Genomic DNA, 23,370 nt, shown 5'->3' with positions numbered 1-23,370 from the left:
GTGATTGGCGAACGCGACCTGGCCGCGCAGCATCAGCTCGATGGCGTTGCGATAGGCCGGCTCACGACTCCCGGCTGTGCATCGACCATGAATGTCCCTCCCGCTTGAACCTAGCGGCAGCGCGTCAAAGGCGGAGCCGGGATGCTGGGCTGCTCGACCACCAGCTCCACAATGGACGGTAACCGCATCGGTGCCAGAACGGCGCCGACAGCGGGTTGAGCGAGCTGTAGTGCAACAGGGCCAGATCGACGCCCTCACGGTCGAGCGCGGCGTGCGCCCTGGCGACCAGAGCCGTGCCGACGCCTCCGGCGCGCTGGGGTGCGAGCACCACCGTCGTACCCACGTATGCCGGAGTGCTCGCCGAGCTCAAACCCGCCACCCAGCCAGCCGACTCCGGCGGCGTCACCGCGATCATGCCGACCGGACGGCCGTCGCATTCGGCGATCCATACCCACGGATCGCCGCGTTGAAGACGAGCGCTGTACTGTCTGCGGGCCACCTCGGCGGCGCCCGGCCGCGGCTGAGGACCGCCGAACTGCCTGTCCCAGCGGATCTGCTCCAGATGCAGGGCGACCACCGCGTCGAGATCCGCATCGGCCATCGGCCGGATCGTCGCCGGCGAGGCAACGTCGGGGCCGGGCCGACCTGCCTGGCGTACGGCCATCACCCGCAACGGGATCATGCCCCGGTCGATGAACAGGGGTGTCATCGCGGTGTCCCGGCTCGGCCAGCCGATCGTCGCGGCCGAGTCGCGGTCCTCGGGCGTGGCGATAGCGTGCACCACCTCGACCCAGCCGGTCAGCAGCGCGTCCATCGCCGCGACGGGATCGAGTCCACCGACGCGGGCCACGAGCCGATGCTGGTCCAGCACGCTCCAGTCCGCCGCCGATGAATCGGCATCGACGCGTATGCGGCGCGGGTAACCGACCGCCCCGTCCACCATCACCGACATCTGGCCGGACAGGGAATCAGGCAACGGATCCCGGCGCGGAAGCAACGGATCCAGCTCACGAAACCGGGCCTCATGGGCTTCGACAATTACATCGATCACCATCACATTTTAACCATGGCAACCGTTGACAGGGTCGCCGTAATGACCTGGTGCCCCCAACGCCCCGTCGGTATGTCGCGGCCGCCGCGGCGCAGTTCGGCCGGTCATCGACGAAGCGCTGACCGAAGGGGCAGCGGGCGATGATGACGACAGCGGCGACGACGACGGGCTCGCGGGATTGCCAGCCAGGGCTCGCTAGAAACGTTCGGGGCACGACGCCGAAAATCGAGCCGTAGAATAGATAAGCCTGGCTGGGACTTGCGTCCTGACCAGACTCTTCGCAATTGGAGCGGGTGACGAGAATCGAACTCGCACTGTCAGCTTGGGAAGCCACTCCCGGCGATGATAGCTGTGCCACCGGATCTCACTCATTGGAGCTTAGCCCTGCGATGGGTCTGTCCGCCGTGATCTGCCGTTGACCGTGATTTCCCCCGACAACGGGCACGGAACGGGCACGGAACGGGCACGGAACGGGCACGAGTAGGTCCGGCTTCGTGACGAGGATCCCGTGGCCCGCCTGAGGCGGCCTTTCATCGGATCTTCGGACCGTTTGCCGCTGGTGACGAGAGCGGGTTCAGTTCATTGAAGCTTTAGACGCTGGGACAGCGGATCTGCATAGTCACTGGGGAAGGCGAGGAATGGACAGGCTTCATCCTGCCGAGTTCCGCGGGAAGTGCTCGATCTGGTCGTAGAGTCATTAGATCATCGCGAACGTTGTCTGAGGTACCCGTCTCTACCTAGGCAAATGCTGACCACTCGTAGCCGTTCGAGCCCTCGCTGGAACGGGCGAATGGCCCATCAATGGCTCGAGAGATCTTGATGTAGGTGCCTCGGCACGGTGGCTTTCGCTGAGCGCTCGACCTGGCCAAGACGCGAGATCACATCGTCTTTGATGTTCCGCACCCCGCACAGTAGATCTTGCTTAAGGTGCAGTCACCCCTACATGGAGACCAGTCCCGGCAGCGATGGCACTCCTCGCGTCCGTATTCGCTCGACGCGGCCTTGAAGCATTGGTCACAAACCCAGACGCCGTCGCTGTGCCTCATCGCTACGCGTTGGTCGTCCCATACGAAGTGGAATCCGGCCGCACGGCGATACCCGCCCCAGTCTGTCCGAATGGTGTCGCCATCCTCGCCCGTGAGGATGTGCGCCTGGTAATCGGCGCCCCGTCGGCGTCGCTCCTCCTTAGCCGCTTCGCGGGCCACGATGGCATGGTCGAGTAACGCTTCGTCGACCATCCAGCGACCGCCGATCTTCGATGCTCCCACGTCCCCGAATACCGGCCTACCGCTTGCAGCTCGCTTTCGATACCACTCGAAGGAGTTGCAGACGTTCCACCGGTCGTAAGCCTCCTGCAGAGTGATCACAATGGCCCACCCATAATTTGCTTAGTGTCTGTTTGAGTTCCGAGCGTATCGCCGGACGCGTCGTACTGCCTTCAAGCACCAAGACCTTGGATCGATGGCTAAGTCGATCCGCACTGCAGGCGTGTCAGCGCCGAGGAACGGAAGCACGCGCGCAGCTGATCGCCTGGTCAGCTTTGAACGCCTGCTCGTGCCCGTTTGTGGAACTGGGTTGGGGCCCGCTCGGGGCACGATTGATCTTGTTCAAGTGAATCGGCCCATCGGTTTAGATCACCAGTCATGGATTTCGGCCGGCGGCGGCTTAGGAAACCGAGTCAATTATGGACGCAATGTCTGATTGACGTGCGCAACCACGGCGCAGAGCCCGTATCTCTCGTCAAGGTCATTGCACACATTTTGCACCCTCGCGATCTGGCCCGCGACCAGACGGCCGGTGAGGAGCGCGCGACCCAAGGGGCCGCCTAGCCCAATCCGAACCCTGCGTTCCCGTCTCAGAAGGGCGACGATGGTGACCCGCTGAATGGGTGCGTCAACCTGACGGCGCCTATCGACTTGCCTCCATCTGGCCGTGCCTTGGAATGCACTCCAAATGGATCTGGGGATCGCATTTTGACCATGGAAGCCGCCCACGCTTCTTGCTGCGAACTATGCGGCACCAGGCCACCTTGAACGCCCACGCCAGCCACCCGCAAGACGCAGCTCGTCAAGCTCTGTCCTCGGGAAGAGATCGACATCAGCCGGTATGCTGACAACAACAAAGGGAGAGAGCGGCCGAAGCGACTCTCTCCCGTCTACAACTGGAAGGGTACATTGCCGGGTGCTACTTGACAACCAATACGACAAGGCACTCCTGCGGCGAACGCTTGATTATTTTTCGGCGTTGACACCCTGGAACCGGCGCCTATGGCGTCTGGGAGCAGTCCTTGAGCTGGAAGAGCTAGTGGAAGCATCCAAGGCATCCTCGATGCGTGCTCTATCAGAAAGTGCTGTCAAGTATCTATCAGGATCGCTGGTTGCTCGGCTAAAACGAGATATTGGCATGGGCACTGACCGTGAACGCGGAACGATGATCGGCTATGTCAACAGCAACTTGACGCCCGGCAGCCATGGGACCTATGCGCTAGCCAAGTTGATTGAAGGAGCGAAGACGGCATATCTCGAGCGCTGGGCGCAGGATATCCGTACAAAAAACCCAAATCCGGAGGTGGCATCACGGGCCGTTGCTAGCCACATGCTAGACGCCGGATTTAGCGAAGACTCCTTGCATAGGTACTTATACTATTACGCCCAGCATGACGAGAACGTGTATTCATTCGCTGATCTTGTTGAGAAGCTTGAGGAACTCCGCCGCCGGCCGCCAATCACGTATACGGCACTTGTCCCAACCGTGACTCAACCCGACCCGCCCCAGGACCATCCTCATTGGTTCACGGCATCCAAGGCTGTCGAATGGCTTGAAAGTTGGGGTTTCGATATCGATCCTGGACTGCGGCTCACGGGCGGTCTGGTCTTCGATCTTGAAGCACGCGATGTTCAGGCTGTGCTCTCATCCGTTGCAGCTGAAGTGTCACATCTTAGGGCACGCTTTCGAGTAGGTGCGAGAAAAAAGCTTCGCTTTTTCAACAAGGTCTACGTAATTGGGGAGACCAAGTCGCTGTCTTATGAACAGCGCCCTCGACGAATCGACGTGCACGCGCTGGAGAGTACCTCCGCTGTCTTCGATCTGAATCTTCCTCACGAGCTTCGCTCAGTGCTTGAACTCCTGGCGCCCCTCGACCGCGGCACTCCAGCAGCTGCTGTAGCCGGGAGTTGGGCAGCGATTGAGGCCCTCTTTGTAGGCCCCGGCGATACAGCAAATCGTGTGATCGCGGCAAGCAGGATGGCAAACGTGGTGGCATGCAGCTACATCAGAGCCGAATTGACCTCGGTTGCGAATGCGTATGCCGAGCAATGTTCCGACTCGTTGGCGGCTGAAATCCGTGATTCCGCAGACAATCTAGCTAGGACAAGAGTCCTGGAGCAGGCAATGCGCAGCGACAGATCTCTTCGGATCCCTGCTGTGCGGGACAACCTAGCCCTTGAACGGATGTACGCCTTGGTGGAGAGACCTCACGAGGTTATCAAAGGCGTGGTAGGACAATGCGAGGACGCCTTTCGTCGGCTATACCGGCAGAGAAATCTGATCGTGCATGCAGGCGACCTGACATCCATTGCACTCTCCGGAACCTTGCGAACTGTTCCGCCTATTGTTGGTGCTGGGATCGATCGCGTGTTTCACAACGCCACATCAGCGGGCCTATCCCCCTTGGAGCTTTCAGCCAAAGCTGATGTCAGTATCGCCGGTGTCATGGATAACAAACGAGGTCTTGCCCAGCTCTTGGACTAGTCGTTTACTACCTTGATCGACAACCTTCCACTTTCAACCCGTTGCGCAGCAACAGTTCTGTGATGTCTGCGGGATTGGTTGGTCGCACGCTAATCGCACGATCGATCTTGAGGTGAGCCGCACCATCATCGGACCTTGCCCGTAGAGGACACCCGTACCCGTCGCCTTCGCTCCCGCCCTCCGGGCAGCGGGCGAGACAGCGGGCTGCCCCGCAGGCACGGACCCGGCGGCGGTCGCACGGACGCTTGGCGGCCCGCTGTCTCGTCTGCTGGGCTTCGCTCGGGAGCGAACCGGACGTGTGGCCTTGTTCTTGGCACCCCAACCCCGAGCTTGAGCCCCGCCGGCGGCGAGACATCCTGGAGCACGGCGGTGGAGGAGCGAAGCGACGACCCTCGGCGGGAGCTACGACGAAGTACCACAACGGACATACGACAAATAGGCGTTAGGATCGTGTGTTCTATCTATTGAACCCAGTCCAATCGGGATTCAATCCTCGTTCACAAGGCGAGCCGAGATGGGCATAGCTTGAGGAGAACTCGTGATTGCGCGATTTCAGACATTCCTTCCATTCACACTGTTCCTGCCGGTGGATCTATCGGAGCAGGTTGAGCCGCACGAATTTACCTACGCGGGCACAAAAGTGAAGCTGTACGTTCCCTATAAATCCAGCGCTCAGCCGGGAGACTTCGACCAGCGAAGTGAACTCCCCGTCACGGAGTATCCGAACAAGCTTCAGAAGAGCGACCCACAGGTTCCACTCCCTAACGTTACTGTTGATGGAACTCCGGCCATCGATGCGGACGCTCTCCAAATTGATTTCGCTCGCGATTCTTTTGATAGAACTCCTGGGGTCATGGATCCTCCTATCGAGCTGGTCTTGAATATTGCAAATGACTGGCTCCAAAGACTCCGTATCGCAACATCAAGTCCCCACATACGTCCTCTCGACCCGACCGGGTCGAGCTGGCGGATCCTCTTTCTTGATGACGACGGATCGGGGCTCGATCCAGCGTCGGGAATGCGGGTTAAGTGTTCTGGATCCTTCACGCAAAATATGACGGTGATAAATGCGTCATCGTGGCAAAACATAGCCAGTTTGCCCTGGGGTTATCAACCAACCGCGTCGAGCTTGCTCTTGCTTGACGCGCGTCGTTTCACGCAAGAGGTTGGACCAGCAATTGTGTTGGCCTATACCGCCCTGGAGACGCGTATCACTCACGCGCTCGACATTCTCGCGAGCCTGCATGGCATGAGCCCGCAACTGTGGGGGTGGGTCAATGACAGGGGCAATTGGCAGAAAGAGCCGTCGACAGGCGAGAGGTTTGACTCATTACTGCGGGTGGTAGTGCGCAAGTCGTTGAAGGATGAGCCGAAGCTTTGGGAAATATTCCGTAATCTAAGTTCGGTGCGCAATTCGTTCGCGCACGAAGGGCTGGCCCGTCTAGGCGGCAGGCCTATCGATTGGTTTGATGCGCTGCGACTTATTGAAGGCGCTGGCCAGATCCTTGTTTGGATCGACGCACTCCTTCCTGAAGCGGAACGTGAAACTAGGTTCGAATCACAGGTAAGGGTTGAGGCCTCGCGGCCGGTTTACGCACCAGAATCTGGTCAAAAGATCGATGACCAAGCCGGAGGGTGAGAGACAGCCGCTTGTCACGCGGATTTGTTCGCAAGCGACCATACGTGCGGCCCGGGCGCGGCCGGCGCCGAAGGCTGGCCGGTCCGCGGGCCGTGCCACGCGGCCCGTAGGGCCGCATTTATGAAAACTAGAGGAATTCAGCAGTCCAACACGGAGACAAACACGGAGAACACGGAGAACACGGAGCCGGCATAGGCCGCCTACGACACATAGACCGCCAACGGGTTTCGGCTACAGTGCACAGATGTGCGCGGCTATCAATCTTCCCGCCTAGCCATCTCGAAGATGGTCGAATTGAGCTGGGGATGAGCAACATGGTCGACAGAACTGTGCGGTATGTGCCAGGTGGCGACAACAAATTGTTGCGTCATTTTATGCGCCTAGCGTGGGATTTGCAGTGTTACTGGTGTCGGAATTACAAAGACTACGCCAGCTTGGAGATAGACCACATCCTGCCACAGGCCTCGAACGCGAGGGAGCGGATCAGACTACGGCAGGCTTTTGGTTTACCCGACGACTATGACGTTCACGCACTCTACAATCTCGCACCAATCTGCGGCCCTTGCAACAAAGCAAAGGGTGCAATGGACCTGACAACGGTGCCGGTGGTAATAAATCGACTAAGAAAGGCACGGAGGCTGGCAAAAGGCATTTCGAAAAATGTGCGGAGGTTTCCGGATCAGTCGGCACTTGGCGGTGCACTGCTGGTCGCCGCCCAGGTGGACCTAGATGATCCGGCTAGTCGTGCCGTCTTCGAGGAGGGTGCACCTGCCGTTGTACAGCGGCTTTCTGAACTCGGAACAGGCAAGGTCGACTTCCATGTCTTCCGGCGAGTGGAAGTTGAGGTGAGGGAGGCGACTCATGTGTTCTCTCTCCGGCTGAACGAGGAAGCGCGTACGGCTGTAGCCATCTTGGAACGGGTAGGGGGTGGAACGCTCGAGTCTGCCCTCTGCATGCCGCTGTCTGACCTTCTCAGCTGTATCGCCAAGGCCGCCGAAAGTGCACTCGAACACCACGATGACGGAATGGGAGCACCAGACGTAGAGTCGGGTGAAGTTGAATTGTCCAACCTGGTCATCGACGCCGTCTCCTACGACGGGACCACGCCTGGCGTTATGGAATTGGGGTTTGCGGGAGAGTTCGAGGCCTGGGTGATCGGGACAGCAGCTCGTAGCAGCGCTAATGGTGACGAATTGGAATACCTGCAGGCAGAGGCGACAGCCACAGGCCGCTTCTCTTTCAGCCTCGTCAGGGAGCCAGATGATCCAATCGGAGAATTCGTTTGCGATTCGGTATGGCTGGACGAGTTCGCCGCTGACACATGGATGGACGGACGACGCTCCGCCCCGTGGAACTATCTGACAGAGGACGACGACCAGCCCTAATTGGACACGGCATATACGTTGTTCGGGTCGATCGGGTACATGGGAGTCGGGCTGGCCAGCCGATCGTTACCTAGCTGCCTGTACCGAAAGCGTCGAAACCGAAAGCCTTGGGCAGCTCCTGTACGCCATGGATGCTGCTTAGCTCTTCAGACGGCACTACGCAAAAGCGATTGAGGGCACCTCTTGGGCCCTTGACCGAAACATAGGCGATCACCAGCTGAAAGAGCGATCCACCTGCAACCGCGACACTTGAGCCCGAAAGCCACTCTGAGATCCCGACAAGAAAAGCGTCGATCGCGCCAGGCATCTTGGTTCTATTGGCGCAGTCGGGGGCGACCTTGCGTGACCTGATGGATCGGATGGGCCATGCGTCGACCAAGGCGGCGCTGATCTACCTTCACCGTTCCGGGGCGCGCGACAAGGCGATCGCTGATGCGCTGAGCGCGATGGTCGAGCAGGCTCAGAAAAAGGAGCCGGAAGAGTAACGGGCACGCAGCGGGCACGAGGGTGATCCACTGGCTCCGAGAAATAGAAGAGCCTGGTTGGGTCCGTGGACCTGACCAGGCTTCATTTTTTGGAGCGGGTGACGAGAATCGAACTCGCACTGTCAGCTTGGGAAGCTGATGTTCTGCCATTGAACTACACCCGCGAGGGGCACCAATGTATCACGTGGCCCCTCTGGTCGGTTCAGGCGGCAACCAGGACCTGCTCTGCCGCGTTTGTCGCTCGCCAGATCTGTGCCGGCGCGCCTGGGGTGTGCCGGTGGAGCATGGCGCTGTCGAGGTGCAGCTCGAAGAGGGTCCAGTCGATGCCTGGGGCTGCGTGGTGTTCTCGGGCTAGCCGGTCCACGATGGATACGTTGATGACCTCGCGGGCGCGGCCGGTGAGGTGGGCTTCGGCGTCGCTGCTTTCCGCTGGGAAGGTGTGCAGGGCGAAGCGGCCGTCGCGGAGGAGGTCGTCGCGCTTGCGGGAGGCGATCACGAAGCAGTAGAGGGCGTCGGCGGTGACGATGGGGGAGACCGGGTGCACCCGGGGTGACCCGTCTTTGCGGACCGTGGCCAGGTAGGCCATGCCGCGCCCATATTGGTGCAGCAGCTCGCGGATGGAGGCGGCGAGCTGCGGGTCGGTGCTCATGAGGGAGCCCCAAGAAACCCAAGAAGCCATGACCAAGACCTTATCGAACGTATGTACGAGATCACCACTCGACACGCCGAAAGTCCGGTACCCAGGAAAGCAGGGGTTAGGCTGCCCAGGTGTTGCTCTCCGATCGTGACCTGGTTGCCGAGATCAAGATGGGTCAGTTGACCCTCGATCCGTTTGAGCCGAGTCTCGTGCAGCCGTCGAGTATCGACGTGCGGCTGGACAGGCTGTTTCGCGTGTTCAACAACCATTTGTACACGCATATCGACCCCTCGCAGCAGCAGGATGATTTGACGAGTTTGGTCGAGGTGCCCGAGGGCGAGTCGTTCGTGTTGCATCCGGGCGAGTTTGCGCTGGCGTCGACGATGGAGACGGTGACGCTGGGGCATCAGCTTGCCGCCAGGCTGGAGGGTAAGTCCAGTTTGGGGAGGTTGGGGTTGCTGGTGCACTCGACGGCGGGGTTCATCGATCCGGGCTTCTCCGGCCATGTGACTCTGGAGCTGTCCAATGTGGCCAGTCTGCCGATCCGGCTGTGGCCGGGCATGAAGATCGGGCACATCTGCGTGCTGCGGCTGAGTTCGCCGGCCGAGCACCCGTATGGTTCGGCCGTCTATGGTTCGCGCTATCAAGGTCAGCGCGGTCCGACCGCGTCGAGGTCCTGGAAGAATTGGCAGACTTGGCCGACTTCATAGACCAAATTCAGAAACATCCAAGCCTTTGATGGGTACCGAGAAAGGCGCCCTCCAATCCAGACGGTCAAGCCGCAGCCGCTGATCGAGGCGGAGCGTGCCCTGGACGATCTCTCGGTTGATGCCGTCGAGGCGGTAGCCGAGCTTGCGCGAAACAGCGAGCGAGGCCTCGTTGTCCATCAGGGCGCCCGACACGGCGGACTCGGCACCCAACCCGGTGAAGGCCAGCTCCAGGATCGCCACGCGCATCTGGGTGCCGTATCCCTGCCCCTGGTGGGCCAGGCCCAGCCACGAACCGGTCGTCACCTCGCGGGTGATCGCGAAATTCTTGGAGCGCATGGACTGGACCCCGATGGGGCGGCCGTCCTTGAAAACGGCGAGGCCGAGGTTCCAATTGTCGGGCTCCCACTCGGCGGCCCGGCGCCAGAAGCTCCGGATGACCGAGCGGGCCACCTCCCTGGGGGTGCCGATCGTCCACGGCGTCACGAAGGGCATGTAATCGCCGGCGTGGATGCCCTGAGCCGCCACTTCCGCCAGCTCGGCCAGCTCATCGTCGGTGGGCAGGCGCAGCTCGAGATGGGGTGTGGTGAGGCTGAGGCCGAGCATCGGCCATAGATCGATTAGCACCGGGACATTTTCACCAGTACACCGCTCGGGAAACTACCCATTTTCATCGCCCCATCCGAGTGGACATAATGCGATCCACCGACAGGCCAATCGGGGCGGTCGGGCACCCTACATCAGGCATGCTGTTTCCCGTACGAATGGTCGGACTCTTGACGGGCGGACGCCCGCTCAGCCCAGGTTCCCGCGCCGGACTCGGCGCGGCCTTTGTGCTGCTCGGGCTCATTAGCGCGGTAGAGCTCGCCGACGGGCGCACGGTTCGCTACGTCGGCCTGATGGCGACCGTGCCATTTTTGGCGGCCGTGTTCACCCAGTGGCGGGAAGTGTTGATCGCGGGGGCGGTGGCCACCGCGGTGGGAACTCTTTTCGCGATCTTCGGTGACAGCGGGGACTACTCGCCCTACGTCAACGTGGCCGCGATCGGTCTCGCCACCGCGATCGCCGCGGCCGTGGCCGTGGTGCGCCAGCGGCAGGCGGAGCGAATAGCGGAGCTGGCGAAGCTGGCCACGATCGCCCAGCAGGCCGTGCTCAGGCCGCTCGGGCCGAAGGTGGGCACGCTCGCGGTGGCCGGCCGGTACATCTCCGCCACGGCTGCCGCCGACATCGGTGGCGACCTGTACGAGGCCCTGGACACGCCATACGGCGTCCGCATGATCATCGGGGATGTGCGCGGGAAGGGCCTGGACGCTGTTCGCACGGCGAGCATCGTCCTCGGTTCGTACAGGCACGTCGCCTACGAGCGGGCCGATCTGCGAGCGGTGGTGGCCGACCTCGATCGCGCCGTGGCCCGCAGCGTCGGCGACGAAGACTTCGTCACCGCGTGCCTGGTGGAAGAGCGCGGCGGCACGCTGACGATCGTCAACTGCGGGCATCCATCGCCGATCCTGCTCCGGCGGGGTGAGGTGATCACACTCGATCCGCCTTCACCCGCCCCGCCGCTGGGCTTCATGCCCGTGGTGCGCACGCGGGTGGAGAGACTCGAGCCGGGCGATCGCCTGCTCATGCTGACCGACGGGCTCGCCGAGGCACGTCGCGACGGCACGTTCTTCCCCATCGCCGACCGGGCGTGGCGTCTGCTCGGCCACGGCACAGTGGGCGACGGCCTGGCCTCGGTCGAGTCAGCGCTGCAGGAGTGGGTGGGATATCGGCTCGATGACGACATCGCGCTGATCCTCATGGAGTACACGGGCCCTCTGCAGCCCTCACCGACACCGCTCCCAAGCTGGGAAGTCGGCTCAACCGCCTAGCCCACACCGCGCCACCGCCAACAGGCGCCGCGAAGCCGCCAAGCGCCGGCACGAAAGTGCCACGCCGCCATGGGCCGCAAGTCCGCCTTCGCCACGGTTGCGGCTGCAGACCAGCGAGCCCTGACCGATCACGGCGCGGCGTGGATGAAATCGCCGGACCAAATGATAGGGCTGGCGCAATGCCGCCAGGAGAGGCGCGAAGCCGCCACGCAGCCAACGGGCCAGCACGACGCCACAGCGAAGCCGCCATGCCGCCAACGGGCTAGCACGACGCTCACGGCTGGGCCGCACGCAGCCAACGGGCTAGCACGACGCTCACGGCGAGGCCGCACGCAGCCAACTGGCCAGCACGACGCCTCCAGCGGAGGTGCCACGCTGCCAAGGCCTAGCGCGAAGCCGCCAGGGAGGCGTGACGGTTAGCGGCGAACGCCCAGCGCGAGGATGGGCCGCGCGCGGTGGCGGCCGATGTAGCGCTGCGGGTAGCGGGGCTCGAAGAACAATGTACGAAGCATCTCGATCATCTTTGGCTCCTAGGCCGAGGACCTCAACGGTTACGCCTGTTCACCCAAAAGAACGAGAGGTCATCTTCTTAGTAACGCGCACCGGCGTGGCGACTGGATTTTGTCCCTTTTGCCCGTCTGTGAGCAACTCAATAGGGGGAATCGCTTGCGCGAGGTTACTCGCGGGTAATACATTCGCCTTACTGGCCAGTAACCAGCGGAGGCGAGACGATGACGCATTACCAGAGCAATCTGCGGGATCTTGAGTTCAACCTGTTCGAGGTCTTCGACACCCCATTCGGCAAGGGACCCTACGCCGATGTTGATGCCGACACCGCACGCAGCGTGCTCGGTGAGATCGATCGGATGGCCCGCACGGATCTGGCCGCGAGCTACACGCAGGCCGATCGTCAGCCGCCGGTCTACGACCCCGCGACCTATTCGGTCAAGATGCCGGAGGCCTTCACCCGGTCCTTCAACACCTGGATGGACGCCGAGTTCTGGCGCTTCGCGCTTCCCGGTGAGCTGGGCGGCACCCCGGCCCCGCACACCTTCATCTGGGCTTTCGCCGAGCTGGTACTCGGCTCGAACGCGCCGATCTGGATGTACAGCTCCGGCCCGGCCTTCGCCAATGTCCTGCACCACGAGGGCACCGACGAGCAGAAGGAGTGGGCCAAGCTCTTCGTCGAGAAGAAGTGGGGCTCCACGATGGTGCTCACCGAGCCCGACGCCGGCTCGGATGTGGGCGCCGGCCGCACCAAAGCGGTGGCGCAGCCAGACGGCTCATGGCACATCGAGGGCGTGAAGCGCTTCATCACGTCCGGCGAGCAGGACATGACCGAGAACATCATCCATTACGTATTGGCCCGTCCCGAGGGTGCAGGTCCAGGAACAAAAGGCCTTTCCCTTTTTGTGGTACCAAAGTTCCACTTCGATCCCGCAACAGGTGAACTGGGCGAGCGCAATGGAGCTTTCGCGACCAACGTCGAGCACAAGATGGGCATCAAGGCCTCGACCACCTGCGAGATGACCTTCGGTGGTCACGGGGTTCCGGCCAAGGGCTGGCTCGTCGGCGAGGTGCATGACGGGATCCGGCAAATGTTCCTCATCATCGAAAACGCGCGGATGCTGGTTGGTACCAAGGCAATAGCCACCCTATCGACCGGCTATCTGAACGCGCTGGCCTACGCCAAGGAACGGGTGCAGGGCGCTGACCTGTTGCAGATGACCGACAAGACCGCGCCGCGAGTAACGATTACGCATCACCCCGACGTGCGCCGCTCGCTGCTGCTGCAGAAGTCCTATTCGGAGGGTCTGCGGGCGCTGGCCGCTTATGCCGCTTATTGGCACGACAAAGCCAGTCTTGCCCTCGACGAGGGTGACGAGAAAGCGGCCAAGGCCGCGACCAAGGTTAACGATCTGCTGCTGCCACTGGTCAAGGGCTGCGGCTCGGAGCGGGCCTTCGAACTTCTCGGATCCGAGTCGCTGCAGACCTTTGGTGGGTCTGGGTTCCTTCAGGATTATCCGATCGAGCAGTACGTGCGGGACGCGAAAATTGATTCGCTTTACGAGGGCACGACGGCCATCCAAAGCCTCGACCTTCTCTTCCGCAAAATTGTGCGGGACAACGGCCGCTCGCTGACGACGGTCTCCGACCAGATTCAGCAGTTCCTCGACAACGAGACCGGCAACGGCCAGCTGAAAGAGGAGCGGGCACAGCTCGCGACCGCGCTGGGCGACCTCCAGGGCATGCTCGGCACCTTCATCGGCTGGCTGGGCGAGTCGCAGGGCGAGGACCCGAAGGTGCTCTACAAGACCGGCCTGCACTCGCGGCGGCTGCTGCTGGCGCTCGGCGATCTGATCGTCGGCTGGCTGCTGCTGAAGCGGGCGGACGTGGCGCTGCAGAAGCTCACGGCCCCCACTCACGACGAAGCGTTCTACAACGGTGTCGTGGCGAGCGCCCGGTTCTTCGCCCGCGAGGTGCTTCCGCGCCTGTCATCGGACCGCCGCATCGTCGAACTCGCCTCGCTCGACCCGATGGATCTGGCCGAAGAATCGTTCTAAAGCACCAAGTCTCTCGTCGGCCGCATCGACCTGTGGCCCGCGCAGAAGCACAGTCGCGCACCCCGAATGGGCATTCTGGGGTGCGCGATCGCTTTTGTTGAGGCAAGCTGTGAGCCATGGGCCGCACGCTGGTGCTGTTACGACACGCCAAGGCAGACCGTCCAAACGGAGTTCCGGACGTTGACCGTCCGCTGACCGAACGCGGTCACGCGGACTCGGCCCTTGCCGGGGCATGGCTGATGAAGCACGGCTACGTGCCCGATCTGGTGCTGGCCTCGCCGTCGCGCAGGACAAGGCAAACCTGGCACTCGGTCGCGGTGGCGCTCGCCAACGCGGGCTCACCGACCGTGCGCTACGAGCGCGACATCTACGAGGGCTCAGCCGCCGATCTGCTGAAGGTGCTACAGCAGACCGAGGCGGGCTTTCAAACGATCATGATGGTCGGCCACAACCCCTCGATCTCCCAGCTCTCCGAAATGCTGGACCCGGCCGGTGAGGCCGACTCCGACGGGCTGCGCACCTGCGGCATCGCCATCCACGAGGTCGCCACAGACTGGGCCTCGGTGGTCACCGCAGCCCGCACAGCAACCCACACCGCCCGCGCAGATTAGCCCGCGTTCCACGCCGCGCCCGTCGCCTTACGCCCGGCCTCTCGGGCGTGCCCCAGCATCCCGCGCTGGGCCTCTCGACGTCCGGATGATCCACGCAATTTCAGGGAATCGCGCGGTCAGCGTCAAACAATGCCCTCGATTCCCCTGAAACCGCGACCATCTACGGCGCGGGCGGCGGCCCAGAGTGGGCATGCGGCGTGGGTGGTGCGGTGGCGCTGATGCACGTGGTGCGGATGCGGCGTGGTGATGCTGGGGGTGGTGGGCGCCGGGGTGGGGTTAGGCGAAGAGGGCGAAGTAGATGGCGATGTGGTGCAGGAGCGCGGCGACGAGGGTGCAGGCGTGGAAGAACTCGTGATGGCCGAAGACTGTGGGCCAAGGGTTCGGCCTGCGGAGGGCGTAGAAGATGGCGCCGACCGAGTAGGCGGCGCCGCCCGCGAGGAGCAGGACTAGGGCGGTGACGCCGCCGTTGTGCAGGATGTCGGGTAGCACGGCGACGGCCACCCAGCCCAGCGCTAGGTAGAGCGGCGCGGAAACCCAGCGGGGCGCGTGTGGCCAGATGAGCGACAGCGCTGCGCCGGCCAGGGCGCCTGCCCAGACGATGATGAGCAGGACGGTGGCCTTGCCCTCGGGGAGCAGGAGAGCGCAGAAAGGCGTATAGGTACCCGCGATAAAGATAAAAATCATGGCATGGTCGAGCCGGCGCATCGTCTGATAGCCGCGCTCGCTCCAGACCCGGCGGTGATACAGCGCGCTTACGCCGAACAGCCCGCACACGGTCAGGCTGTAGATGGCGACGCTGATGAGCGGGGCGATCCCGGGCTGGAAAGCGGCGATCGTGGTCAGCACGATCCCACCGGCCAGGGCCGCGAAGAAAGCGTAAAAATGCAGCCAGCCCCGCATCCGGGGCTTGCCGATGTCGATCGGCCGCAAGCGGCGGGTGGCGGTGACGGTCATTCCTTTAGGTTACGGGAGCGTAGGTTACTGTTCCGTAGCCAATTGGGTGAGGTCGATTACAGTCTCTCCTATGAAAGCGCGTCCGTATGGGTGGGACGGGTTGTTGCTCGAGGTGGACGACCCGGCCGGCTGGTACAGAACCCTCCTTGCCGCCCGCGCCACCGGCGAGCTCAGCTGCGAAGAGATCGTGCCCGCGGCAGAGACTGTGCTCCTGGCCGGGATCACCAAGCTGCCCGAGCTGGCGAAGATGGGCCCGTTGCCGGGGCCGGAGAGCGCCGCCGAGGTGAACATTCCGGTGCGGTGGGACGGGGCCGATCTGGAAAGTGTGGCCGAGCGCTGGCAGGGCGACCCGCCAACGGTCCTCAGAGGACTCACCTTGACCGTCGCGTTCTGCGGCTTCACTCCCGGGTTCGCCTATTTGACCGGGCTCGAAGAGCGATATCAGCTGCCGAGGCTGGACAGTCCAAGACCGAACGTGCCGGCCGGATCGGTGGCGGTGGCCGGTCCCTACGCCGGAATCTATCCACGAAGTTCGCCAGGGGGCTGGCAACTGCTCGGCCACACGGAGGTGACCATGTTCGATCCGTTACGGGCCGAGCCCGCGCTGCTGACACCGGGGACAAGGGTGAGGTTCACGGATGCTTGAGGTGCTAGGCGTAGGTCCACTCGCGACTATCCAGGATCAGGGCCGCCCCGGCTATGCCCACCTTGGCGTCTCCAGATCGGGGGCGCTTGACCCGCCCGCGCTGGAGAGGGCCAACCGGCTCGTCGGCAACCCCGCCTCCGCCGCCGGTCTCGAGCTGAGCTTCGGGCGCTTCGCCGCGCGTGTGCACAGTGACACCGTGGTCGCGATCACCGGCGCTACCGCGCCCGTATCCGTTGACGGACAAGATGTTTCGGGGGTGGTGGCGGTGCGTGCCGGGCAGACCATCGAGGTCGGCTCACCCACCGCCGGCGTGCACTGCTATCTGGCTGTGCGCGGCGGAATCGAGGTGCCGCCCGTGCTCGGTTCGCGTAGCACCGACACGCTTTCCGGGCTCGGCCCCGCCCCGCTGAAGGTGGGCACCCAGCTCACCTTCGGCCAGGAGCAGGGCATCGCGGCAGCGGAGCCGGCGGCGCTCGAATACGGCGACGAAATCCGCCTGCGGGTGCGCTTCGGGCCGCGGGAGGACTGGTTCCGGTCGGCCGAGGAGCTCACTTGGAACAGGTACCAAATGGGGATGGCAAATAGAATTGGGGCTCGGCTCAACGGGCCGGCGCTGGCCCGCTCGGTGGCCGTGGAGTTGCCGAGTGAAGGGCTGATGGCCGGGGCGGTGCAGGTGCCCGGAGATGGAAAACCGATCATCTTTCTTGCCGATCACCCCACCACCGGTGGGTACCCGGTGATCGCGGTGGTGCATCCGGCGGACCTGCCCTTGATCGCACAGGCAAGGCCGGGCGCTAGTGTCGTCTTTCGTGGACCTTAACGCGGATCTGGGCGAAGGCTTCGGGCGCTGGGCACTGGGCGACGACGAAGCGTTGCTCGATTTGGTGACCAGCGCCAACGTCGCCTGCGGATTTCATGCCGGCGACGCGCACACGATGCGGCGGGTCTGTGGCTGGGCCGCCGCGCGCGGCGTGACCGTCGGCGCGCAGGTCGGCTATCGGGATCTGCCCGGTTTTGGGCGCCGTTTCATCGAGTACGACCTAGGCGTGCTCCGTGACGAAATCGTGTATCAGGTCGGCGCGCTGAGCGCGCTCGCGGCCACGGCGGGCTGTCGCGTCCGCTATCTCAAACCCCACGGCGCGTTGTATCACGCGGTTGCCCATACACAGTCCATTGTGGAGGCTGCGCTGGCGACAGGGCTGCCGGTGCTGTGCGCGCCGGGGTCCGTCCTGGCCACCGCCGCGGGAGACGCGGGAGCGCGCGTGTTCGCGGAAGGCTTCGCCGATCGGGCCTACCGAGCCGACGGAACCCTTCTGCCCCGCGACAAACCCGGCGCCCTCATCACCGACACCGACGAGGTGGTGGCGCGTGCCCTGCTGATGGCCGTGGACCAGCGGGTCATCGCCCTCGATGGCACGGTGGTCCCGCATCCGGTCGACTCGATCTGCCTGCACGGCGACACCCCGGGCGCGGTGGCGCTGGCTACCTCAGTGCGCAGCGCCCTCCAACACGCAGGCGTCCCCCTGCGCGCTTTCGTATAGCCCGCAACGCCTTTCCCAGCATCCTTGCCCGCGCCTTGATCGCTGCCGGTGCCGCCGTGCTGCCCATGCGGATCTTGCGCCCCGGTGGCGTGGCTCCACCCGCGCGGGGCGGCGCTTACGGGGATTGGTCTAAGCCGCGGAGGATGAGGGGGAGGCGGGCCGCGCCTGATTCGGTGATGACGACCGGGACTCCCCAATCTTGCCGGGTGAGGTGGCAGGCGGCATGTTCGGCTTCCGCGTCGCAGGTCGCCGCCTGCGCCACCACCTGCAGCACGCCGGTGGTGACGGCCGGGTTGAAGGTGAGTTTGCGGCTCAGCGAGGTGGTGACTCCCGCGCCGTCAAGCAGAAGCTCCGCCGGGGAGGCAGAGACTTCGAGCCGGGTCGGGTCGCCGAAGCTGAAGTCGAGTTTCTGTCCCGGCGGTGGCTCGAAAATCACCTCGAGCGTTACCTCGCCCGGCGTCAGGTTGGACGGCGGGCGCTTCACGGTGTGTTTCGCGCCCACAAAGTCTTGCTGTGTCCCGGCCAGCGGCACTATCCGGTGTGCTGCCGACTCCACGATGAGAATCCTGCCGTCGGCCGCGGTGACGATGTCGCTCGGCTCGGCGAGCCCGGTGTCGACCGTGGAGACTTTGCCTTCCGCGTAGCGGCGGATCGCCCCGTTATAGGTATCTGCCACCAAGACATCGCCGCCGGGAAGGGCGTGCACGCCGAGCGGATGCTGCAACAGCGCCTCGGCGGCAGGCCCGTCCACGTGACCAAAATCGAAAAGTCCTTGGCCGGTGGCCGTTCCCATCACGCCATCTTCCACAAAGCGAAGTGCGCTCGTCTCACTGTCCACAAACCACAGTCGGTTTCCGTCGGGCGAAACCGACAGCCCCGACGGCTGCGCGAGCCACACATCCGGCAATGGCCCGTCCCGCAACGCCTCCACTGTTGTCCCGGCGTAGAGACCGACGGTGCGCTGCACCGGGTCGAACCACCACAGGGTGTGGGTGCCTGCCATCGCTATGATGACTTTTCCTTGGTACCAAGCAACATCCCAAGGTGATGAAAGATCTATAGCGCGTGCGTCGTGGGCGTGGGCGTCGATAGCCGAACGCCATTGCTGACCCGTTCCAGCGACAGTCACCGTCTCGCCTGTGCTCAGGCTGACTCCACGCAATAGGTGATTGACGGTGTCAGCGACCACCACGTCATAGCCGGCGACTTCGGCGATCGCCGGGGGCAGCAGGCACAAGCCCTGCGGCTCGGAGAAGCTCGCCTGCTCGGGCCCGCCGTCGGACCGGCCACGCGCCCCCGACCCGATGCGGCCCTCCACCTTTTCCAGATCGGCGCTGAGGTATGCCAGCTGGTGCCGCGCCGAGTCGGACACGAGCAGCCGACCATCGGCGAGCGGAAGCGCCTTGCCCGGGAATCGCAACAGCGTGTTCGCCTCCGGCGGCGCGACGAACGGGCCGTCGCCGCGATGCAGGGTGCCCTTCTCCTCATGCGTCGCGATCAGCTGCTCGATGAGCTTGCGCAGCCCCTCGGCGTGACCTTCGCCCGCCATCGACGCCACGACATAGCCCTCGGGATCGACCACGGACAGGGTCGGCCAGGCCTTGGCCGCGTACTGCTGCCACGTCTGCAGTTCCGGGTCGTCGAGCACGGGATGCTCCACGCCGTAACGTTCCACGGCTGCCGCCAGCGCCCGCTCGTCCTTCTCGTGCTCGAACTTCGGCGAGTGCACACCGATGACCACGAGCACGTCCGGGTACTTCTCCTCCAGCGGGCGAAGCTCGTCAAGCACATGTAGGCAGTTGATGCAGCAGAAGGTCCAGAAGTCTAAGATCAAAACGCGACCTCGGAAGTCGGCAAGCTTCAGCTCCTTGCCGCCCGTGTTGAGCCAAGCCCGCCCGCGAAGCTCTGGCGCCCGCACCCGCATCCTATTAACCGCCGCTTCCGTTCTCTGTGAAGACTGCTGAGCTATCTCTGCTTCATATGAGTTGCCATATGCTCCTCTGAGGTGCTAACCTCAGAGTTAGCCAAGGAGGTGAACCATGCAGGAGTCAGACGGCAACGGGACCGATAATAGTAGCCCGTCCGGAGCCAGTGCGGCTCGGAGTGCACAACGTGCGCGCGCTTCGAAGCCGCTGCCCACGGACCGCATGAAATTCGCCAACCAGGTCGAAATCTTGCGCGCCTTCGCTGTCGCGGCCAAGCAGCGCCGAGACGGTGTGACGAGCGACGATCTTGCGCGCCTTACCTCAGTTAGCCCTGCCACCGCTGGACTGAGCAATAACTTCTTCATGGAAGCCCGACTTATTGAGCGGGTGAAGAAGGGCGCCTATCTTCCATCGAAGCCCGTTCAGGACTTTGCGACGGCCTGGGGGTTTGCTCGCACGGAGCCGGAAAGGAAGCTCGCGGCGAACAAGCTGGCAGAGCCTCTTTCGCGAACTTGGTTCTTTGAGGCGGTGCGTGAGCGCCTACATATGGGTCCAGCAAGCCCAGCCGACTTGGTTCGTGCCCTCGCTCACGTGGCGGGTGCTGAGCCGCACCATGAGACACAGCTGGCCAACCTCCTTGAGTGGCTGGAGTTTGTAGGGCTAATTGAGACAAATGGCGATCGAGTGCAGATGGCTGGGGAACAGGACACTGCGGTTGCTGGCGATGAGCCTCATGTCTCAATGCAAGCGCCGCATATGAAGTCCGATGGTGGAGACATTGCAACTCATGCCGAACCGCCAGCTTCCACCCGTCAGGTAGCTATGCCCCAGCAGCAAGTCGAACCGGTCGTATTAGCTCTCGGCCTAGACATCAAACTCACCGCGAACGACCTGGCCAAGCTGTCTCCAGACCAAATTCGCGCGCTGTATGAGGCCATCGGAGTGGTGGCCTCGATCCAAGCTACGGCGCGGAACCAAGCCTCTGGCCAAGGGGGCTGAGGCGTGCAGGCGAGGTGGGCGATGAAGCCGCCATAAAAAAGCGGCGACCGGCTTGAGAATGACCTATCGGGGTCACCGGTCGCCACCGGGCCAGGAGCACTTTGTCGTGGTGGACGGGCATGCTTCTGTGGTTCGCAGAGGTAACAGTACCTCAGTGGGTCTTGATCGAGTAGGGCTCACGGCATAGACGCGTGTTCGCCGATACGGCGCGCGGACTATGCCACCTGCGGTTTCAAGGTGCCGCACTTGCGTCAGGATTTGGCCGCGGGTGCGCACGTTTAGGTGGTGCCGAGCAAGGCCGAGCGTTTGGTTGAGGAGGCGACCGTCCTTAGACATGCTCGATGTGGCGGGGCGATCAGCCCGCCCTGATTTGCTTGGAGCGGGGCAGGTGGCCGACGTAGTGCCTGATCAGGCAACACCAGCAACAGCACAAGGACTCCGTGCGGGCAGCTCAGCGGCCACACCCATCTCGATCTTGCAACGAACGCCTCGCTGAGCAAACTGCGAGTGCGCCGATTGGCGGGTAGCTATGCGTTGGTGGCTCGATACGGGAGGTCACGATGAAAGCTCTTGCTTGGGGGCGGCAGCCCATGGCATTGCCGCGCCTTGAACACCTGCGCGCATATTCGTCTGTGGACAAACGAGTCGCCCAGCGCGGAGCGTTGAGTGTAGAACTGGAGAGGTGAAACTCCCCATCGACCACGTGCACCAATGTGAACGGCCGCTCGACCCGACCGACGACCCGACGTGGCGCACGGTTGGCCGTATGCTCGGGGTCAGCGCCTTTGACGCCAAGGCTTACTACACCATCGGGCTCGTGCGTGAGATGGTTTCCACGGCTGGTCTTGCGCGATCCAACCAGCTTCATCTCGGTGCGATCTTCCAGGTTCTTGACGCTATCGAACTTATCGGCCGCGCGATCGGGGGCTTCCGTCACGCCAAGTTCGAGGCGACTGCCCGTTTGAAGGCTGGGCTCAACTACGTGCTCGATCTCAACAGGCGGGAGGAAACGCCGCTGGTCGTGCTAGCCGTGACCGACTATCTGGATCTTCGCAACTTCACCGGGCACGGCGGGGCAAGCGCTGGCGGACCGCTCCATTTCGATCGATGGACGGGTCTGGCCCTACTTCATTTGGCGACGCGAGCCCTTGATGCAATGTGGGGCGATCCGGTGGCGATGGCGGGGTTCGTGAAGTGCCAGATCGATCCGATAGAAACGGCTGTTCACAGTGGCCAGACCGAAACCATCTATGTTCGCGATATTCACACTCATCTGCAGGATGCCAGGATGCCGAGCGAAGGGACTCCCTTCGACGGCTGGCGTGGCGAGGACATCCTGGTCGTGTTGGCGACCTCGGGACAAACCGTCACCGGCTCCTGATCCTCAGAAATTGGCTGCCCGTACAGGTAGAGCGCTGCCATGCCGTACGGTGTCGGGGCCGAGGCCGGGGGGAGGTCACCCCCACCCCAAGCGGGCGCGGATGGCACCACCCGCCGCACGCTCGCGTCGAAGGACATGCACGAGGGCAATCGCTCTCAGTTGCGCTGCTTCCGTTGGTCTCGCATCGGCACAAGACGAGGCACAAGCGGTGCTAAGGATTGCCGTGCTTACGGTCGGTGGGTTGGCGGTGCGTACTCGGCCTCGCTCACGTCGCGGCCAAGGCACGCTGAGGCCCGCTCGCGGGTCAGACCGTGATGGCGGCAGCGCGCGAGGTAGGCGGCGTCATCGTCGGCAGCTTCCCGGAGGGGGCAGGCATTCCGCGGGCGTGGCGCGCCAGCAACCGCGCGGTGTCCGCTGCCGTGGCCGGTGGTCAGGTGCTTGGTGCTCACGGGTGAGGCGCCTTTCGTTGTGGGGGCGGGGTTTTCCGGCGAGGGTAGTGTGGCACCGTTGACGGGCAGGGAGTCGCGGGCTACCCCAGAGGCTATTGCTCGTTAGACGCGGTCGTGGGCGGCATTGCATGGCCGATCGCGGCCACACTTCGGCGAGGACCGGAGCCGTTCAAGCTCCTGATGGTGTGAGGTGGCCGGGCGCTCGTGCGAGTCACCCGGCCAACCACGTGATGGCGGTCAGTCTTCGGCGTAGATAGTGGCCAGCGCGGCGTCGATATCGGCTGGCGCGCCATGACGGCGGATGCTGTCTGCAATCGCCATCGGGTCGAAGTCGTCGGCGGGCGGCGGCGCGGCGTCGTCCGGCATCGTCATCAGGAGTGCACCCCGCGAAGGATGCGCCATTCGTCAGCGACCTTCCGGCGGGCAGCCTCGCTGGCCTTGCGCAAGGTCGATTCCTTCAGCAGCCGCACGCTTTCCGGCACATCGCCCACGGCAGCGTCTGGAGCGAGAATCAACAACGCCTTGTGCGCGAGGTCAACCGAGTGGGCGAGCGCGGCATGCGCCTCGGAGTCGGTCGGCTCGTCGCGCGTCAGAATCCAGTTCGGATCGCTGATGGCCAGACTGTGTAGCTCGCGTTCCTCGGTTGCCTTCGCGGCAAAGCGAACGGTTGCGGGCGACTCGGTCGCTGCGCCCACCTCGCGGACGATGTCCAGGAACCGAATTGTTTGCAGCAGGCCGGACCGCTTGGCGGTCGCTGCCTGGCTTGCGGCCAAGC

General features: G+C 63.4%; 20 protein-coding genes and 1 tRNA gene. 13 read left to right on the top strand and 8 right to left on the bottom strand.

Going from position 1 to position 23,370, the window contains the following annotated elements; genetic code table 11:
- Positions 1–124: 124 nt before the first annotated feature.
- A complete protein-coding gene (locus Rhe02_RS19395; RefSeq protein ID WP_203909677.1) occupies positions 125–1,051 on the bottom strand; it encodes a GNAT family N-acetyltransferase in 927 nt (308 codons plus the stop codon).
- A 2,181-nt stretch (positions 1,052–3,232) separates the two neighbouring features.
- Here Rhe02_RS19395 and Rhe02_RS19390 point away from each other — a divergent pair.
- From Rhe02_RS19390 to Rhe02_RS19375, 4 genes are all read left to right on the top strand, one after another.
- Positions 3,233–4,801: a hypothetical protein gene (locus Rhe02_RS19390; RefSeq protein ID WP_203909676.1), complete on the top strand. Its 1,569-nt coding sequence runs from the start codon at positions 3,233–3,235 to the stop codon at positions 4,799–4,801.
- A gap of 538 nt (positions 4,802–5,339) precedes the next feature.
- Positions 5,340–6,440: a hypothetical protein gene (locus Rhe02_RS19385; RefSeq protein WP_203909675.1), complete on the top strand. Its 1,101-nt coding sequence runs from the start codon at positions 5,340–5,342 to the stop codon at positions 6,438–6,440.
- Positions 6,441–6,745: 305 nt separating this feature from the next.
- Complete coding sequence (locus Rhe02_RS19380; RefSeq protein ID WP_203909674.1) at positions 6,746–7,825, top strand: HNH endonuclease; 1,080 nt, start codon at positions 6,746–6,748, stop codon at positions 7,823–7,825.
- Between the two features lie 338 nt (positions 7,826–8,163).
- Complete coding sequence (locus Rhe02_RS19375) at positions 8,164–8,310, top strand: integrase (RefSeq protein ID WP_203909673.1); 147 nt, start codon at positions 8,164–8,166, stop codon at positions 8,308–8,310.
- Positions 8,311–8,400: 90 nt separating this feature from the next.
- On the opposite strand, the gene Rhe02_RS19370 is transcribed toward Rhe02_RS19375, so the two are convergent.
- Both Rhe02_RS19370 and Rhe02_RS19365 read right to left on the bottom strand, forming a co-directional pair.
- Positions 8,401–8,474 (bottom strand) — tRNA-Gly (locus tag Rhe02_RS19370).
- Between the two features lie 38 nt (positions 8,475–8,512).
- Positions 8,513–8,989: a pyridoxamine 5'-phosphate oxidase family protein gene (locus Rhe02_RS19365; RefSeq protein WP_239123917.1), complete on the bottom strand. Its 477-nt coding sequence runs from the start codon at positions 8,987–8,989 to the stop codon at positions 8,513–8,515.
- Positions 8,990–9,078: 89 nt separating this feature from the next.
- On the opposite strand from Rhe02_RS19365, the gene dcd reads away from it, so the two are divergent.
- Positions 9,079–9,657 carry a dCTP deaminase gene (gene dcd, locus Rhe02_RS19360; protein ID WP_203909672.1) on the top strand — a complete coding sequence of 193 codons (579 nt, stop codon included), beginning with the start codon at positions 9,079–9,081 and terminating at the stop codon, positions 9,655–9,657.
- Here the strand turns inward: dcd and Rhe02_RS19355 are convergent.
- Positions 9,652–10,281, bottom strand: a complete 630-nt coding sequence (locus tag Rhe02_RS19355; protein WP_203909671.1) for a GNAT family N-acetyltransferase — start codon at positions 10,279–10,281, stop codon at positions 9,652–9,654. The genes dcd and Rhe02_RS19355 overlap by 6 nt on opposite strands.
- A gap of 119 nt (positions 10,282–10,400) precedes the next feature.
- Between Rhe02_RS19355 and Rhe02_RS19350 the strand changes: the two genes are divergently transcribed.
- From Rhe02_RS19350 to Rhe02_RS19340, 3 genes are all read left to right on the top strand, one after another.
- On the top strand, positions 10,401–11,525 hold the full coding sequence (locus tag Rhe02_RS19350; RefSeq protein WP_203909670.1) for a PP2C family protein-serine/threonine phosphatase: 1,125 nt from the start codon (positions 10,401–10,403) through the stop codon (positions 11,523–11,525).
- A 731-nt stretch (positions 11,526–12,256) separates the two neighbouring features.
- Positions 12,257–14,089 (top strand): acyl-CoA dehydrogenase, encoded by a 1,833-nt coding sequence (locus Rhe02_RS19345; RefSeq protein ID WP_203909669.1) that lies wholly within the window; start codon positions 12,257–12,259, stop codon positions 14,087–14,089.
- Between the two features lie 116 nt (positions 14,090–14,205).
- The gene (locus Rhe02_RS19340; RefSeq protein WP_203909668.1) at positions 14,206–14,700 is read left to right on the top strand and encodes a SixA phosphatase family protein; all 495 of its coding nucleotides are present in this window, start codon (positions 14,206–14,208) and stop codon (positions 14,698–14,700) included.
- Positions 14,701–14,976: 276 nt separating this feature from the next.
- On the opposite strand, the gene trhA is transcribed toward Rhe02_RS19340, so the two are convergent.
- Entirely contained in the window at positions 14,977–15,654 is a 678-nt protein-coding gene (trhA, locus tag Rhe02_RS19335; RefSeq protein WP_203909667.1) for a PAQR family membrane homeostasis protein TrhA, read from the bottom strand.
- A 70-nt stretch (positions 15,655–15,724) separates the two neighbouring features.
- Here trhA and Rhe02_RS19330 point away from each other — a divergent pair, with 70 nt between their 5' ends.
- The 3 genes from Rhe02_RS19330 to Rhe02_RS19320 are packed head-to-tail and all read left to right on the top strand — an operon-like array spanning position 15,725 to position 17,841.
- A complete protein-coding gene (locus Rhe02_RS19330; RefSeq protein ID WP_203909666.1) occupies positions 15,725–16,300 on the top strand; it encodes a 5-oxoprolinase subunit B family protein in 576 nt (191 codons plus the stop codon).
- A complete protein-coding gene (locus Rhe02_RS19325; RefSeq protein ID WP_203909665.1) occupies positions 16,293–17,120 on the top strand; it encodes a 5-oxoprolinase subunit C family protein in 828 nt (275 codons plus the stop codon). Before Rhe02_RS19330 ends, Rhe02_RS19325 begins: the two co-directional genes overlap by 8 nt.
- Positions 17,110–17,841, top strand: coding sequence for a LamB/YcsF family protein (locus Rhe02_RS19320; RefSeq protein ID WP_203909664.1), 732 nt, complete (start codon positions 17,110–17,112; stop codon positions 17,839–17,841). The genes Rhe02_RS19325 and Rhe02_RS19320 overlap by 11 nt, the downstream gene beginning before the upstream one ends.
- A gap of 115 nt (positions 17,842–17,956) precedes the next feature.
- On the opposite strand, the gene Rhe02_RS19315 is transcribed toward Rhe02_RS19320, so the two are convergent.
- Positions 17,957–19,765 carry an NHL domain-containing thioredoxin family protein gene (locus Rhe02_RS19315; protein ID WP_203909663.1) on the bottom strand — a complete coding sequence of 603 codons (1,809 nt, stop codon included), beginning with the start codon at positions 19,763–19,765 and terminating at the stop codon, positions 17,957–17,959.
- Positions 19,766–19,988: 223 nt separating this feature from the next.
- On the opposite strand from Rhe02_RS19315, the gene Rhe02_RS19310 reads away from it, so the two are divergent.
- Together Rhe02_RS19310 and Rhe02_RS19305 are read left to right on the top strand one after the other, a co-directional pair.
- Positions 19,989–20,765 carry a hypothetical protein gene (locus Rhe02_RS19310; RefSeq protein WP_203909662.1) on the top strand — a complete coding sequence of 259 codons (777 nt, stop codon included), beginning with the start codon at positions 19,989–19,991 and terminating at the stop codon, positions 20,763–20,765.
- Between the two features lie 682 nt (positions 20,766–21,447).
- Complete coding sequence (locus Rhe02_RS19305; RefSeq protein WP_203909661.1) at positions 21,448–22,146, top strand: hypothetical protein; 699 nt, start codon at positions 21,448–21,450, stop codon at positions 22,144–22,146.
- Between the two features lie 686 nt (positions 22,147–22,832).
- Here Rhe02_RS19305 and Rhe02_RS50550 read toward each other — a convergent pair.
- Together Rhe02_RS50550 and Rhe02_RS19300 are read right to left on the bottom strand one after the other, a co-directional pair.
- Positions 22,833–22,967, bottom strand: coding sequence for a hypothetical protein (locus Rhe02_RS50550; protein ID WP_275412625.1), 135 nt, complete (start codon positions 22,965–22,967; stop codon positions 22,833–22,835).
- Complete coding sequence (locus Rhe02_RS19300; RefSeq protein WP_203909660.1) at positions 22,967–23,368, bottom strand: hypothetical protein; 402 nt, start codon at positions 23,366–23,368, stop codon at positions 22,967–22,969. The genes Rhe02_RS50550 and Rhe02_RS19300 overlap by 1 nt, the downstream gene beginning before the upstream one ends.
- Positions 23,369–23,370: the final 2 nt, after the last annotated feature.

This window comes from Rhizocola hellebori (genome assembly GCF_016862955.1).
Lineage (GTDB): Bacteria > Actinomycetota > Actinomycetes > Mycobacteriales > Micromonosporaceae > Rhizocola > Rhizocola hellebori.
Note: the sequence above shows the minus strand (reverse complement) of the source record. Positions and strands in the feature narration are given on the sequence as shown.

Coding starts and splice junctions, on each gene's coding strand:
- Rhe02_RS19340 (WP_203909668.1), top strand. CDS start 14,206: ATGGGCCGCACGCTGGTGCTGTTACGACACGCCAAGGCAGACCGTCCA.
- Rhe02_RS19310 (WP_203909662.1), top strand. CDS start 19,989: ATGAAATTCGCCAACCAGGTCGAAATCTTGCGCGCCTTCGCTGTCGCG.
- Rhe02_RS19330 (WP_203909666.1), top strand. CDS start 15,725: ATGAAAGCGCGTCCGTATGGGTGGGACGGGTTGTTGCTCGAGGTGGAC.
- Rhe02_RS19380 (WP_203909674.1), top strand. CDS start 6,746: ATGAGCAACATGGTCGACAGAACTGTGCGGTATGTGCCAGGTGGCGAC.
- trhA (WP_203909667.1), bottom strand. CDS start 15,654: ATGACCGTCACCGCCACCCGCCGCTTGCGGCCGATCGACATCGGCAAG.
- Rhe02_RS19345 (WP_203909669.1), top strand. CDS start 12,257: ATGACGCATTACCAGAGCAATCTGCGGGATCTTGAGTTCAACCTGTTC.
- Rhe02_RS19365 (WP_239123917.1), bottom strand. CDS start 8,989: ATGGCTTCTTGGGTTTCTTGGGGCTCCCTCATGAGCACCGACCCGCAG.
- Rhe02_RS50550 (WP_275412625.1), bottom strand. CDS start 22,967: ATGACGATGCCGGACGACGCCGCGCCGCCGCCCGCCGACGACTTCGAC.
- Rhe02_RS19325 (WP_203909665.1), top strand. CDS start 16,293: ATGCTTGAGGTGCTAGGCGTAGGTCCACTCGCGACTATCCAGGATCAG.
- Rhe02_RS19315 (WP_203909663.1), bottom strand. CDS start 19,765: ATGCGGGTGCGGGCGCCAGAGCTTCGCGGGCGGGCTTGGCTCAACACG.
- Rhe02_RS19350 (WP_203909670.1), top strand. CDS start 10,401: ATGCTGTTTCCCGTACGAATGGTCGGACTCTTGACGGGCGGACGCCCG.